Below are 14,706 nucleotides of genomic sequence, written 5' to 3'. Positions count from 1 at the left end.
CGGGAGTGAGCCATGCTCAATATCTTTACGCTCGCCAATGGTCGGCTCTTTCAGGAAGAGATCGAATCGTTGGAAGAACTTTCCAAGTTTCAGCCCATCTGGGTGGACCTGGAGTCCCCTACCCTGGAAGAAAAACGCTGGGTCAAACAATACTACGGCCTGTCCATCCCGGAAGACGCGATGGACGAGGACATCGAAGAGTCCGCCCGCTTCTACGCCGAAGACAACGGCGAAATCCACATCCGCAGCGATTTCTTGGTCGCCGATGAAGATGAGCCTCGCGCAGTGCGTGCGGCCTTCATCTTGAACCTGGTGAACGACGACTTGAAGAGCAAAGGCGTCCTCTTCTCGATCCACGACGAAGATGTGCCCGTGTTCCGGCTGCTGCGCATGCGCGCACGCCGCGCACCGGGCCTGATTGAAGACGCCAAAGAAGTGCTGCTCAAGCTGTTCGATGCCGATGCGGAATACTCGGCAGACACGCTGGAGGGCATTTACGACGAACTGGACAAGGTCAGTAAAAAAGTCTTGTCTGGCAACGTCACGGATGCGATCGCCGGTGAGGCGCTGGGTGCCATTGCCCGCCACGAGGACTTGAGTGGCCGCATCCGCCGCAATGTGATGGACACGCGCCGCGCTGTCAGCTTCATGATGCGCAGCAAGATGCTGAACGCCGAGCAATTTGAGGAAGCGCGGCAGATTCTGCGCGATATCGACTCGCTGGATTCGCACACCGCCTTCTTGTTCGACAAGATCAACTTCTTGATGGATGCCACGGTCGGTTTCATCAACATCAACCAGAACAAGATCATCAAGATCTTTTCGGTGGCCAGCGTGGCGCTGCTGCCGCCCACCTTGGTGGCCAGTGTCTACGGCATGAATCTGAAGTTCCCGGAACTGGAGTTCCTAGGGCCCTGGAGTTATCCGTATACCGTGGCCCTGATGATCGCCAGTGCGCTGGTGCCTATGTGGTACTTCTATCGTCGCGGTTGGCTAAGCCAGTAAAGCCTTGACGATGTGGCCGGCATAAACGCTGGCTACCTCTTTGACAAATTGCGGGAAGTCCACATGGGCCGAATCATCGGCCCGGTCAGAGATCGTACGCACTGCGGCAAATGGAATGCTGTAGTCACTGCAGACCTGTGCAACTGCAGCGCCTTCCATCTCCACGGCCAGCGGCGTATGGCCCGCAGCCGTCAAAGCCCCTACCAACGCTGCCACTTCAGCAGCGCCATTCACAAAGCGGTCGCCACTGGCAATCAGCCCGCGGTGCACGACGGGCACGCGGCCCTTGTGGCGTGTATTGGCCAAGGCCTGCTCGGTTGCGCTTTGCAAGGCCGCGCACAGCGCCACGTCACCCGCAAACACCGCTTGCCCGTACAGCGGGACCTCATACCGAGGGAAGAGCGGTGAGGCATCCATGTCGTGCTGCATATACGACGTGCCGACCACCACATCCCCCACCTGCACGCCCGCTCCCACGCCACCGGCCACCCCGGTGAACACCACTCGGCCCACGCCAAAGTGGGCAATCAGCGCTGTGGCGGTGGTGGCCGCGGCCACCTTGCCGATGCGCGACAACGCCAGCACCACCGGTTGGCCCCACAGGCTGCCACACCAGAAGGTACGCCCCGCGTGCTCAACTTGTCGCGGGTTCTCTAGGTATTCCAGCAGCCCGGCCTGTTCTTCGGCCAGGGCGCTCAGGATGGCAATGGGGGCGGGAGTTGCAGCAACAGTGGGCATAAAAAAACAAAAAAAAGCAGAAGAAACGCCTAGCGTAGCAGGCACAAAAAAGCGGCCCACAGGCCGCTCTTTCTACCAGCGCTATGCCTGGCTTATTTGTCGCGCAACTCGCGGCGCAGGATCTTGCCCACGGGTGTCTTGGGCAGCTCGGTGCGGAACTCCACCACCTTGGGCTGCTTGTAGCCGGTCAGGTTTTCCTTGCAGAAGTTGCGCACATCTTCTTCGCTGAGGTTGGGGTCTTTCTTCACAATCACCAGCTTGACGGCTTCGCCGGTCTTGGCATCGGCCACGCCCACGCAAGCGCATTCCATGACGCCGGGCAGTTGGGCGACCACGTCTTCGAGTTCGGTGGGAAACACGTTGAAGCCGCTGACCAGAATCATGTCCTTCTTGCGGTCCACGATCTTGAAGAAGCCTTTCTCATCGACCACGCCAATGTCGCCGGACTTGAAAAAGCCATCCGCGGTCATGACCTTGGCGGTTTCGTCGGGGCGCTGCCAGTAGCCTGCCATCACCTGCGGGCCCTTGATGGCAATTTCGCCGCTCTGGCCGGCGGGCACTTCGTTGCCGTCGTCGTCCAGCAGTTTCATGTAAGTGCTGGGCAAGGGCACGCCAATGGTGCCGGTGTACTCGGTGGAGGTGACGGGGTTGCAACTGGCCGAGGGCGAGGTCTCGCTCAGGCCATAGCCTTCGCAAATGGAGCAACCAGTTTTCTCAAACCAGATCTTGGCCACACCGCTCTGCACAGCCGTACCGCCGCCCACGGAGACCTTCAGGTGGCTCCAGTCCACAGTGTTGAAATCGGGGTGATTCGCCAAGCCGTTGAACAGCGTGTTCACGGCGGGGAAGCTGTGGATGGTGTGTTTGGTCAATTCCTTGAGCACACCGGGAATGTCACGTGGATTGGGGATCAGGATCAGCTTGCCGCCCGTGCGCATGGACAGCATCATGCCGACCGTGAACGCGAAGATGTGGTACAGCGGCAAGGCGCAAACGCCCGTGGGTTGCTCACCGGCGGGCACCTTCTTCATGACCGGGTCGTTCCAGGCTTCGGACTGCAGCACGTTGGCAATCACGTTGCGGTGCAAAAGTACGGCGCCCTTGGATACACCGGTGGTGCCGCCCGTGTACTGCAGCACCGCCACATCATCGGCCTTGGTGTCGGGCTTCTTGAATGGCGCCTTGGTGCCGCGGGCAATCGCGTCGTTGAAGCGCACCGCGCCGATCAGGTTGAACGCGGGCACCATCTTCTTGACGTTGCGCACCACGTAGTTCACCAGCGCACCCTTGAGCAGACCTAGCTGGTCGCCCATGGCGCAGAGCACCACGTGCTTGACCGGCGTGGCGGCAATGCACTTTTCCAGCGTGGTGGCAAAATTTTCGATGATGACGATGGCCTTGGCGCCAGAGTCCTTGAGCTGGTGCTCCAGCTCGCGCGGGGTGTACAGCGGGTTCACGTTCACCACGACAAAGCCGGCGCGCAGAATGCCGGCCACGGCCACGGGGTACTGGGGCACGTTGGGCATCATGATGGCGACGCGGTCACCCTTGACCAGGCCCAGACTCTGCAGGTAGGCGGCAAAGGCCTGGCTCAGGCTGTCGGTTTGGGCATAGGTAATTTCCTTGCCCATGAAGTCGTAGGCCACACGGTTGGCGTATTTCTGGAAGCTCTCCTCCATCAGCCCCACCAGCGAGGGGTACAGCGCGGTGTTGATGTCCGCCGGCACACCCTTGGGGTAGCTGCTCAGCCAAATGCGATCTGTCATGTCCTTGTCTCCATCCTATTTTTTTAGACCCAATCGGGTATTTTCCTCGTCCAGGGAGAAGCGAGGGCGTGTGCTTTCCCTAGGTTTCGTCCGGACCACTCAGTTTTTTAACGCGCCCAGCACCTCATCGAGCATTTTCTTGGCGTCACCAAACAGCATGCGGTTGTTGTCCTTGTAGAACAGGGGGTTGTCCACGCCCGCATAGCCCGAGGCCATGCTGCGTTTCATCACGATGGAGGTCTTGGCCTTCCAGACTTCGAGCACCGGCATGCCGGCAATCGGACTGGTCGGGTCGTCCTGCGCCGAGGGGTTCACGATGTCATTCGCACCAATCACCATCACCACATCGGTGGCGGGGAAATCGTCGTTGATTTCTTCCATCTCGAACACGATGTCGTAGGGCACCTTGGCCTCGGCCAGCAGCACGTTCATGTGGCCAGGCATGCGCCCCGCCACCGGGTGAATGCCAAAGCGCACATTGACGCCCTTGTCGCGCAGTGTGCGTGTGATCTCGAACACGGTGTGCTGGGCCTGTGCCACCGCCATGCCGTAGCCTGGCACGATGATCACGCTCTTGGCTTCGCGCAGCAGCTCGGCGGTTTCACCCGCATTCACAGACACCACTTCACCGGCCGGCTGGGCAGCGCCCGCAACGGGCTTGGGCGCCGCGCTGGTGGTGCCAAAGCCGCCGGCAATCACGCTGATGAAGCTGCGGTTCATGGCATTGCACATGATGTAGGACAGGATGGCGCCGCTGGAGCCGACCAGCGCGCCGGTCACGATCAACAGGTCATTGGAGAGCATGAAGCCAGTAGCCGCTGCGGCCCAGCCCGAGTAGCTGTTGAGCATGGACACCACCACCGGCATGTCGGCGCCGCCAATGGCCATCACCATGTGCACGCCAAACAGCAGGGCCACCACGGTCATTACGATCAGCGGCGTCATGCCGGCATCCAGGGTTTCCGCGTGCAAAAATTCGCGTCCAAAGTACAGCACCACCAGCAGGCCCGCCAGGTTCATCCAGTGGCGCCCTGGCAGCAGCACCGGGCTGCCGCCAATGCGGCCGGAGAGCTTGCCAAAGGCAATCACCGAACCAGCAAAGGTCACGGCGCCGATGAATATGCCAATGTAGATTTCCAGTTCATGGATGGTCTTGGCCGCGCCCTCAAAGCCCACGGTCGCGGCCGGGTCCACATAGGTCGCAAAGCCGACCAGCATGGCCGCCAGGCCCACCATGCTGTGCATCAGCGCCACCAGCTCGGGCATCTGGGTCATTTGCACGGTGCGCGCGGCGTACAGGCCCACACCACCACCAACCAGCATGGCGCCGATGATCCAGGGAATACCCGCCATCGTCACGCTGGGACCAAAGATGGTGGCCAGCACAGCCAGCGCCATGCCCACCATGCCATACAGGTTGCCGCGCAGCGCGGTGGACTGGTTGGACAAGCCCCCCAGGCTCAGGATGAAGAGAATGGTCGCGCCAATGTAGGAGACCGTAGCCAAACTTGCAGACATCTTCAGGTCTCCTTACTTGCGGAACATGGCCAGCATGCGCTGGGTGACGGCGAAGCCGCCAAACATATTGATGGCCGTCAGCACAATCCCTGCGGCAGCCAGCCAGGTGATCAGGCTGTCGGGGCGCCCCACAGCCCCGGCAATCGGAGAAATCTGCACCAGCGCGCCGATGGCGATGATGCTGCTGATGGCATTGGTCACGCTCATCAGCGGTGTATGCAGCGCGGGCTTGACGTTCCACACCACCATGTAGCCCACAAAGCAGGCCAGCACAAACACCGTGAAGTGGCCCAGGAAGGCAGCGGGTGCATAGCTTCCAATCAACCAGAACAGCAGCGCCGCCACCGCCATCAGGATGGCCAGGCTCTTGGCGGACATGGGCTCGCTCGCACCGCCATGGGCCGGCTTCTTTACCACCACCGGAGCGGCGGCCTTGGCCACGGCAGCGGGGGCCGCCGATTGCTTGGGTGCTGGCGCGGGCCAGGTAACGCTGCCGTCCTTGATGACCGTCAGGCCGCGGATGGCATCGTCTTCCATGTTGACATTGGCAATGCCGTCCTTGGCCTTGCACAGTTCTTCGCTCAGACGGAACAGGTTGGTGGCGTACAGCGTGGACGATTGCTTGGACAGGCGCGAAGCCAAATCGGTATAGCCGACGATGGTCACGCCGTGCTTCACCACGGCCTGGCCGGGCTCGGTCAATTCGCAGTTGCCGCCCTGCTCGGCCGCCATGTCGACGATCACGCTGCCGGGCTTCATGGAACGCACCATCTCGGCGGTGATGAGTTTGGGCGCGGGCTTGCCGGGGATCAGCGCGGTGGTGATGATGATGTCGACTTCCTTGGCCTGCTTGGCGTACATGTCGCGCTGCGCCTGCTGGAAGCCTTCCGACATCACCTTGGCGTAACCGCCGCCGCCGCCGCCTTCTTCCTCATAGTCGACCTTGACGAACTCGCCGCCCAAGGAGGTGACTTGGTCGGCCACCTCGGCGCGCGTGTCATTGGCGCGCACGATAGCGCCCAGGCTGGCCGCGGTGCCAATGGCCGCCAGACCGGCCACGCCGGCACCGGCAATAAACACCTTGGCCGGAGGCACCTTGCCCGCGGCTGTGATCTGTCCATTGAAGAAGCGGCCAAAGGCATTGGCCGCTTCGATGACGGCGCGGTAGCCGCTGACACCGGCCATCGAAGTCAACGCGTCCATCTTCTGGGCACGGCTCAAGGTGCGTGGCAGCGCGTCGATGGCCAGCACCGTGGCTTTGCGGGCGGCCAGCTGTTGCAGCAGTTCGGGGTTTTGGGCGGGCCAGATAAAGCTGACCAGGGTGCCGCCTTCGCGCAGCAGAGCGACTTCATCGCTTGATGGGCCCCGCACCTTGAACACGATGTCGGATTGGGCCCAGAGTTCGGCGGCCGTGGCCACCACTTGTGCACCCGCAGCGCGATAGCTGTCGTCGTCGCAGTTGGCCAAGACCCCCGCACCCGACTCGACACTGACCTGGAAGCCCAGCTTGATCAGCTTCTCCACAACATCCGGAACCGTGGCAACGCGTTTTTCTCCAGGGAATATTTCCTTGGGGACACCAATACGCTGTCCTTTTTCAGTGGGAACACTGGTCTGCATCTAGCGACTCCTCAACATGGATGGGGCCTAGCCCTGGGGCGTTTTTCGCAGCGGTAAGCTTGGCGAAAGGGTTCTGGGCGGCAACTTTAACTGAATTTCCCAGCGCAAACGCCCGTCTGGCGCCGCGTGCGCGACGGCCTCGCGCAAAACAGCCCAACCTTCCATGCCCATAATCCCGCATGACCCAACGATGGAAACCCAGCGTCACCGTGGCCGCTGTCATTGAGCAGCACGGCCGTTTCCTGCTGGTCGAAGAGCACACCCCCGAGGGCCTGCGCCTGAACAACCCGGCCGGCCACCTGGACCCGGCGGAGTCGCCCGCTCAGGGTTGTTCCCGAGAGGTGTTAGAGGAAACGGCCTATGCCTTCACGCCGACCTCCTTGGTGGGCTTGTACTTGTCACGCTTTCAACGGCAGCGCACCGGCGCGCTGGAGGACGTGACCTACCTGCGCTTTGCCTACGCAGGCGCGCTGGGGGCCTTTGACGCGCAGCGCACGCTGGACACAGGTATCGAGCGCACCGTATGGCTGACGGCCGACGAGCTGCGCACCAGCCAAGCCCGCCACCGCAGCCCGCTGGTACTGCAGTGCATGGAAGACTATCTGCGCGGCCAGCGCTACCCACTGGAACTGGTGTATGCAGATGCCAGCCTTTGGAACCCGGCAACACCGCTATAAAAACAGGAGCTGCTCGCGCAATATTGACGGGGGCTAGGGGCATTATTTATGCATCAACCGCGTCAGCGCCTACCCCGGTAAAATTGCGGGCATGAGCAAGCAACGCATCGTGGTGGGGTTGAGCGGAGGGGTGGATTCCGCCGTCACTGCCCACCTCCTGAAACAACAAGGCCACGAGGTGGTCGGCATCTTCATGAAGAACTGGGAAGATGATGACGACAGCGAGTATTGCTCGTCCAACATCGACTTTGTGGACGCCGCCGCCGTGGCCGACGTACTGGGCATCGAGATCGAACACGTCAACTTTGCCGCCGACTACCGCGACCGCGTGTTTGCCGAATTCCTGCGCGAGTACCAAGCCGGGCGCACGCCCAACCCCGACATCCTCTGCAACGCCGAGATCAAGTTCAAGGCCTTTCTGGACCACGCCATGCGCCTGGGTGCCGAGAAAATTGCGACGGGGCATTACGCCCGCGTACGCCTGAACGAGGCCACCGGCCAGCACGAGCTGCTCAAGGGCCTGGACCCGGCCAAGGACCAAAGCTACTTTCTGCACCGTCTGAACCAGGCCCAGCTGTCCAAGACCCTGTTCCCCGTGGGCGAGCTGCACAAGACCGAGGTGCGCCGCATTGCGGACGAGATTGGCCTGCCCAATGCCAAGAAGAAAGACTCCACCGGCATCTGCTTCATTGGAGAGCGCCCGTTCCGCGAATTTCTGAACCGTTATATCTCCAAGGAACCCGGCCCCATCAAGAATGCCAAGGGCCACACCATTGGTGAGCATGTCGGCTTGTCTTTCTATACCCTGGGACAGCGCCAGGGCCTGGGTATTGGTGGGCTCAAGGCCAAGGGGGCTCAGCGCGGCGGCGGTGACCACGCCCCCTGGTTTGTGGCGCGCAAAGACATGGAGACCAATACCCTGTGGGTGGTGCAAGGCCATGACCATCCCTGGCTGCAGTCCCTGGCCCTGCAGGCGCAGGACGCTAGTTGGGTGGCGGGCCAGACACCGGCCGACGCGACGATGGCCGCCAAAACCCGCTACCGACAGGCCGACGCACCGTGCCACGTGCGCGCAGACTCCGACACCCATTTCCAGCTGAATTTTCCACAAGCGCAGTGGGCCGTGACCCCAGGCCAGTCCGCCGTGCTGTACGACGGCGAGGTGTGCCTGGGCGGCGGCATCATCGCCGCAGCCCACACCGCGGCATAGACCCCCACAGAGCGGGAGGAAAAGGCGCGAACCGTGACAACGTTGGCATAGCAGCTCGGAAAGCTGGTGCTAACATCCAGCACAACAAGCGAATTGCATACAGTTTGCCAGGGACCACCTCACAAGCCACTGCCATGTTCCACGTACTTCGCAATGCGGATGGGTCCATCGCCTCACTGTCTCGACAAGAGCGCGCGGGGGGAGAGTTTCTGGACGACACCCACCCAGACATCGTGGGCTTCATGGGCCCGCGCTCCACAGAGCCCGGATTCGATGCGGCCGATGCCGAGTTTGTACGCGTGCTGGAAGATTTGATCGACACCCTGATCATGAAAAACGTGATTCGCCATACCGACCTGCCGGCAGCGGCACAACGCAAACTGACGCTGCGCAAAGGCCTGCGCAACCGCATGCAAGGTGCGCTCAATCTGCTGGGCGGGGACGACCGTCTGCTGTAACCCATGGTGTCCACGCCTCTTCCGACTCCGACCCCACAACCCAAGCCCAGCACCTGGCGCTTGGGCGAACACAGCGTCCATTTCGATCCGCTGCTGGACAGCGTGGTGGCGATTGCGCGCATCTTTGGCATCTCTACCAGCCAGGAGGCACTGTCCGCCGGGCTGCCGTTGGAAAGCAACCTGATTACCCCCGCCTTGCTGCCGCGCGCTGCGGCCCGTGCCGGACTGACCGCCCGGTTGGCGCGCCGCGCGCTCGCCGACCTGCGGCCCGGGCTGCTGCCGGTGATCCTGATGCTCAAGGAGAAGCAGGCCTGTCTGCTGCTGGAGTGGATGGACGACGGGCAGGCACGCGTACGCTTCCCCGAGAGCGGAGAGTCAGGCGATGTGCTGCCCAAGGAAGAACTGGAAGCGTTGTTTGCCGGTGTGGTGTTTTTTGTGCGCCCGGTGTTCAAGTTCGACCCACGCACGCCGCAAACTGGCGAGGTCAAGTCGCGCCACTGGTTCTGGAGTGTGGTGTTCCAGAACTGGCGCCTGTACCGCGACAGCCTCTTCGCCGCGCTGCTGATCAATCTGTTCGCGCTCGCCATGCCGATGTTCTCCATGACGGTGTACGACCGCGTGGTGCCTAACCGGGCCGAAGAGACCTTGTGGGTGCTGGCCCTTGGCGTGCTGGTGATGATGTGCTTTGACGCGGCGCTGCGCGTGCTGCGCGCCTACATCCTGGACACGGCAGGCAAGCGCATCGACGTGACCCTATCGTCTCGCATCATGGAGCGGGTGCTCGGCCTTCGTATGGCAGATAGACCCGCCTCCGTCGGTTCATTCGCCGCCAACCTGCGGGCGTTCGAGTCGGTGCGCGACTTTGTGGCCTCCGCCTCCATCACCACGCTGGTGGACCTGCCATTTGTGCTGGTGTTCTTTGTCGTCATCATCTGGATTTCACCGTGGCTGGTGCTGCCTCCACTGGTGTGCATTGGCATGTTGCTGATCGCATCCCTGGTGGTGCAACAAAAGATGCACGAGCTGGTCGATATCACTCAGCGCGCATCCTCGCAACGCAATGCCACGCTGGTGGAAAGCCTCGTGGGCATTGAGACGATCAAATTCATGGTGGCCGAAAGTGCTTTTCAGCGCAAATGGGAGCAGTCCACGGTGTTCTTGGCGCAAAACGGCACCAAGCTCAAGCTGCTTTCCAACGCCACGTTGAACTTCGCACAAATGATGCAACAGCTGGTGTCGGTCACCACCGTCATCGTGGGCGTGTACTTGTTGATGGCTAACCAGATCAGCATGGGCGCCATCATTGCGGCGTCCATGCTGGCCGGGCGCGCCATGGCACCGTTTGGCCAGGTGGCGGGTCTGCTGATGCAGTACCACAGCGCAAAGAGCGGGTTGGCATCCATTGCCAACCACATGCAGACCCAGCCGGAACGCGCCGACGACGCCGCATTTTTGCACCGCACCGGCTTCCAGGGCACCATCGAATTCAAAAACGTCAGTTTTTCCTACCCTGGGCAGCAGCAGGCCGTGCTGAGCCGCGTGTCGTTCAAGATCCATGCGGGTGAAAAGGTGGCCTTCATCGGCCGCGTGGGATCAGGCAAGTCCACCATCCAGCGCCTCATCCTGGGGTTGCACCAACCCACAGAAGGCGCCATTCTGATTGACGGCATTGACCTGCGCCAGATCGACCCGGCCGAGCTGCGCCGGGCCGCGGGTTTTGTCTCGCAAGATGTCAGCCTGTTCTATGGCACGCTGAAAGAGAACATCGCCTTGGGCGCCCCCTTTGCCGACGACCAGGACGTGATCGCAGCGGCCGAGATTGCGGGCGTCACCGAGTTTGCCAATCGCCATCCGCGCGGATTTGACATGCCCATTGGCGAGCGTGGCGAATCGCTGTCGGGCGGACAACGCCAGGCCGTGGGCATTGCACGCGCCGTGCTTAATGACTCGCCCATCCTGCTATTGGACGAGCCCAGCAGCGCCATGGACCACCAGAGTGAAGACCTGCTCAAGGCGCGCCTGCGTCGCTTCACCATCGGCAAAACCGTGGTGCTGGTGACACACCGCACCTCGTTGCTGGAGCTGGTGGACCGCTTGATCGTGATCGATAACGGCCAGATCATGGCCGATGGCCCCAAGACCCAGGTGGTGGAAGCCTTGCAAAGCGGCCGCATTGGGAGGGCCGTGTGATGGCAACTGCTCCCGCCGCACCAAAATTCCCCAAGCTCATGGCCGTGTGGGGCCGTTTTTATGGCTGGTGCTCGCGCTGGATAGACCGCGGCCTGCTCGCCATCAGCGGTCAACACAATGACCAGGACAGCGACTTCGACGCCAATGCAGACTGGGCCATCGCCGAGCAAACCCCCAAGGGCGCGCGCATCCTCATCTGGCTCAGCTTGATCGCGGCGGTGGTGTTGCTGGTGTGGTCGGCATTTGCCGTGCTGGACGAGGTCACGCGCGGCGAAGGCAAGGTGATTCCGTCGCGCCAAATCCAGATTCTGCAAAGCCTGGACGGCGGCATCGTGTCCGAGATCCTGGCGCGCGAAGGACAGACCGTGAAGGCCGGCGACCTGCTGCTCAAGGTGGACCCCACACGCATGGTGTCGTCGTTGCGCGAAAACCAGTCGCAGTACCTGTCCCTGCTGGCCAAAGCAGCGCGTTTGCGCGCACTGGCGGAGGGCTCGCGATTTGTGCCACCCGATGAAGTAACCAAGCAGGCGCCAGAGATCGTGGAGCAGGAACGCACCTTGTACGAGTCGCGCCGGGCCGAGCTGGATGCGACGATTGGCGTGGCCAGGCAGCAATCGACCCAGCGCTCTCAAGAGCTGATCTCTGTGCGCGCACGGCGTGAACAGGCCTCGCAAAGTTACAACCTGACCGCGCGGGAGCTGGAGATGACGCGTCCCTTGGTGAAAACCGGAGCGGTGTCGGATGTGGAACTGCTGCGCCTGGAGCGTGACGTAGCGCGCTATCGCGGAGAGCGCGACAGTGCAAGCTCCGATATTCCACGCTTGGAATCGGCCGTGGCGGAGGCGAACCGCAAGATCCAGGAAGTGGAACTGACCTTCCGCAACATTGCGCGCTCTGAAATGAGCGAGGTGAATGCCAAGCTCAATGCGCTGTCTGAGGGCAGCGCAGCCCTGGAAGACCGGGTGAAACAGACCGAAATTCGCTCTCCAGTGAATGGCACCGTCAAGCAGCTCAAAGTCAACACGGTGGGCGGCGTTGTGCAACCTGGCAAGGACGTGATTGAGCTGGTGCCGTCGGACGATGCGCTGCTACTGGAAGCCAAGGTATTGCCACGCGACATCGCCTTCCTGCGACCGGGTCAAAAAGCGCTGGTCAAATTCACGGCCTATGACTTTGCTGTGTACGGGGGACTGGAGGCCACGCTGGAGCAGATCAGCGCCGACAGCGTCGTAGACGACAAGGGCAATGCCTACTTTGTCGTGCGCGTGCGCACCCTGTCCAACAGCATTGGCCCCCAGAAGTTCCCCATCATTCCCGGCATGGTCGCAGAAGTGGACATCCTTACCGGCAAAAAGTCGGTGCTCTCCTATTTGCTAAAACCCATCTTGCGAGCCCGCGCGAAGGCGATGACCGAACGATGAGCGGGGCCAAGGCTTGGGTCTATGCGACGCGCGACGCGGGCTTGCGCCTGCACTGGCAAAAAGCACTGGGGCACCCCAAAGCTTTCTCCGCGGCGAGTTTTCAGGAGCTGCGCGCACTGACTTTGCCAAAGGGCACGCAGATTTGGCTCGATTTGGCCCTGCCCGACCTACCCAAATGGCAGGACCCGGCTTGGCAAGCGCTATGGGGAGATTCGGGCCACCGTGTCATTGCGGCAAGCTCCAACCCCAAGGATGACGAGGCCATGGCGGCTCTAGACGCCGGTTGCGCAGGGTATTGCCATGCATTTTCAGATCCCGGCACCTTGCGCCAAATCCAACAAGTCATTCAGACGGGACACGTATGGATTGGCTCCGCACTGATGCAAAGGCTGATCCGCGGCGCCAACTTGGCCGCCCCTCTGGTCTCGGCACCCTCTCCCGCCTGGAGCAGTTTGCTGACCCATCGGGAGACCGAGGTGGCCACGATGGCCGCCAAAGGGGCCTCCAATCTGGACATTGCAGGTGCCTGCGGCATCTCCGAACGCACAGTGAAAGCGCATTTAAGCGCCGCTTTTGAGAAACTGGGCGTCTCCGACCGTCTGCAGTTGGCCTTGAAAGTCCACGGAATTCAGTAAAAAAGCGCAAAACCTGTACCCAAGGACAATAGCCGCGCACGCCGCCATCCCCTAGAGTCAGCTGATCCAATTAGCTGAATTTCGGAGTTTTCATGGCTGCCAATCAAGTTTCCGCCCAAGCACGGGGTGTTGTCGTTGTTCTGCAAGGCAACGCATGGATCGTGAATCCGGATGGCAGTCGCAAAGCCCTGCGCCTGGGCGATGAAGTTCAAGAGGGCCAGGTCATCGCTACAGAAGATGGCACGCGGCTTGAACTGGCCATGCCCCATGACCAGCTCATCACTGTTGAATCTGGCCGTGAACTGCTGATCGACGCCAACCTGCTGGGAACAATCAAGACCGACCCCACGGAAGCTGCACTCAAGAACTTGAATAGCGGCGCGGAGGCCATTGCCAAGGTCCTCGCCAGTGGAACCGGCGACCTGTCCGCGGAACTGGATGCCACGGCCGCTGGCCTCTCCGGTGGTGATGCCAGCGATTCACACAGCTTTGTACGTGTATTGCGCATCAACGAAGAGTTGAACCCATTGGGCATTCAGCGCGATGACGCTCAGCAGAATGCGGCAAATTTTGACCCCTTGGGTGGCACCAACCTGCTCACGAACACCACGGCATCGGGCACCACAACTCCACTTGGCTCCCCCAGCGTCTCCATCCCCGATGAGAACGGCGCAGGTTTTGCAGGCAACAAGACCGTCGCCGAGACCGATGGCGCCATCCCCGGCGAGTTCACCGTCACTGCCCCTGCCGGCCTGGCCAGCATTTCCGTGGGCGGCACATCCCTGAGCGCAGCTCAGCTCGCCGCTCTGGGTACCACCCCGGTCACCATCACCACCACCGATGGAACGCTGGTCCTCAATGGCTACGCCCCTGCCACCGGCAAGGTCAGCTATACCTTTGATCCCGTGGTGCACAGCACCAATGCCTCCGTCACCGCAGCTTTTCCCGTCACGGTCACCGATTCCCTGGGCGCCACCAGCCCGGCCAACAATCTCGATATCGTCATCACCGACAGCAAGCCCGTCGCTGTCAATGACGCCGCCTCCATCACCGAGGACGCCGCGACCAACACCGTCACCGGCTCGGTGCTCACCGGCATCGGCGCCGATACCGTGGGCGCTGACACCAACGCCACGCCTGTCACCCCCGCTACCGTGACCCTGAGCTATGGCTCTCTGGTCTTGAACGCCAACGGCACTTACACCTATACGCTGGACAACAGCAATGCCACGGTCAATGCCCTCAACGATGCCAGCGCTCCCCTGACCGATAGCTATACCTACACCCTCACCGATGGCGATGGCTCCACCTCCACCGCCACCCTGACCATCTCCATCAATGGCCACACCGATGGCTCCCCCAGCGTCTCCATCCCCGATGAGAACGGCGCAGGTTTTGCAGGCAACAAGACCGTCGCCGAGACCGATGGCGCCATCCCCGGCGAGTTCACCGTCACTGCCCCTGCCGG

12 protein-coding genes are annotated in these 14,706 nt (G+C 61.6%); 8 read left to right on the top strand and 4 right to left on the bottom strand.

The window, feature by feature from the left end:
* Positions 1-12: 12 nt before the first annotated feature.
* A complete protein-coding gene (locus tag AC097R_RS03555; protein ID WP_479596219.1) occupies positions 13-1,005 on the top strand; it encodes a magnesium and cobalt transport protein CorA in 993 nt (330 codons plus the stop codon).
* Here the strand turns inward: AC097R_RS03555 and AC097R_RS03550 are convergent.
* The 4 genes from AC097R_RS03550 to AC097R_RS03535 form a co-directional block, all read right to left on the bottom strand.
* Positions 994-1,743 (bottom strand): 5'-methylthioadenosine/adenosylhomocysteine nucleosidase, encoded by a 750-nt coding sequence (locus tag AC097R_RS03550; protein WP_479596218.1) that lies wholly within the window; start codon positions 1,741-1,743, stop codon positions 994-996. The two genes, AC097R_RS03555 and AC097R_RS03550, sit on opposite strands and share 12 nt — an antisense overlap.
* 92 nt (positions 1,744-1,835) lie before the next feature.
* Complete coding sequence (locus AC097R_RS03545) at positions 1,836-3,509, bottom strand: long-chain-fatty-acid--CoA ligase (protein ID WP_479596217.1); 1,674 nt, start codon at positions 3,507-3,509, stop codon at positions 1,836-1,838.
* Positions 3,510-3,608: 99 nt separating this feature from the next.
* Positions 3,609-5,027 (bottom strand): Re/Si-specific NAD(P)(+) transhydrogenase subunit beta, encoded by a 1,419-nt coding sequence (pntB, locus tag AC097R_RS03540; protein ID WP_479596216.1) that lies wholly within the window; start codon positions 5,025-5,027, stop codon positions 3,609-3,611.
* A 12-nt stretch (positions 5,028-5,039) separates the two neighbouring features.
* Positions 5,040-6,647 carry a Re/Si-specific NAD(P)(+) transhydrogenase subunit alpha gene (locus AC097R_RS03535; protein ID WP_479596215.1) on the bottom strand — a complete coding sequence of 536 codons (1,608 nt, stop codon included), beginning with the start codon at positions 6,645-6,647 and terminating at the stop codon, positions 5,040-5,042.
* A gap of 179 nt (positions 6,648-6,826) precedes the next feature.
* On the opposite strand from AC097R_RS03535, the gene AC097R_RS03530 reads away from it, so the two are divergent.
* The 7 genes from AC097R_RS03530 to AC097R_RS03500 form a co-directional block, all read left to right on the top strand.
* Positions 6,827-7,324, top strand: coding sequence for an NUDIX hydrolase (locus AC097R_RS03530; RefSeq protein ID WP_479596214.1), 498 nt, complete (start codon positions 6,827-6,829; stop codon positions 7,322-7,324).
* A 91-nt stretch (positions 7,325-7,415) separates the two neighbouring features.
* Positions 7,416-8,534, top strand: a complete 1,119-nt coding sequence (gene mnmA / locus AC097R_RS03525; protein ID WP_479596213.1) for a tRNA 2-thiouridine(34) synthase MnmA — start codon at positions 7,416-7,418, stop codon at positions 8,532-8,534.
* Between the two features lie 134 nt (positions 8,535-8,668).
* Positions 8,669-8,992 carry a hypothetical protein gene (locus AC097R_RS03520; RefSeq protein ID WP_479596212.1) on the top strand — a complete coding sequence of 108 codons (324 nt, stop codon included), beginning with the start codon at positions 8,669-8,671 and terminating at the stop codon, positions 8,990-8,992.
* A gap of 3 nt (positions 8,993-8,995) precedes the next feature.
* Positions 8,996-11,182, top strand: coding sequence for a type I secretion system permease/ATPase (locus AC097R_RS03515; RefSeq protein WP_479596211.1), 2,187 nt, complete (start codon positions 8,996-8,998; stop codon positions 11,180-11,182).
* Positions 11,182-12,603, top strand: coding sequence for an HlyD family type I secretion periplasmic adaptor subunit (locus AC097R_RS03510; protein WP_479596210.1), 1,422 nt, complete (start codon positions 11,182-11,184; stop codon positions 12,601-12,603). The genes AC097R_RS03515 and AC097R_RS03510 overlap by 1 nt, the downstream gene beginning before the upstream one ends.
* Positions 12,600-13,238: a response regulator transcription factor gene (locus AC097R_RS03505; RefSeq protein ID WP_479596209.1), complete on the top strand. Its 639-nt coding sequence runs from the start codon at positions 12,600-12,602 to the stop codon at positions 13,236-13,238. The genes AC097R_RS03510 and AC097R_RS03505 overlap by 4 nt, the downstream gene beginning before the upstream one ends.
* Positions 13,239-13,330: 92 nt before the next feature.
* The coding region (locus tag AC097R_RS03500) for a retention module-containing protein (protein WP_479596208.1) at positions 13,331-14,706 on the top strand (1,376 nt) is incomplete at its 3' end.

The sequence above is a fragment of the Rhodoferax sp. ZS1R25 genome (genome assembly GCF_056521335.1).
The sequence above is the reverse complement of the archived record's forward strand: the minus strand, read 5'-3'. Positions and strand labels throughout refer to the sequence as shown.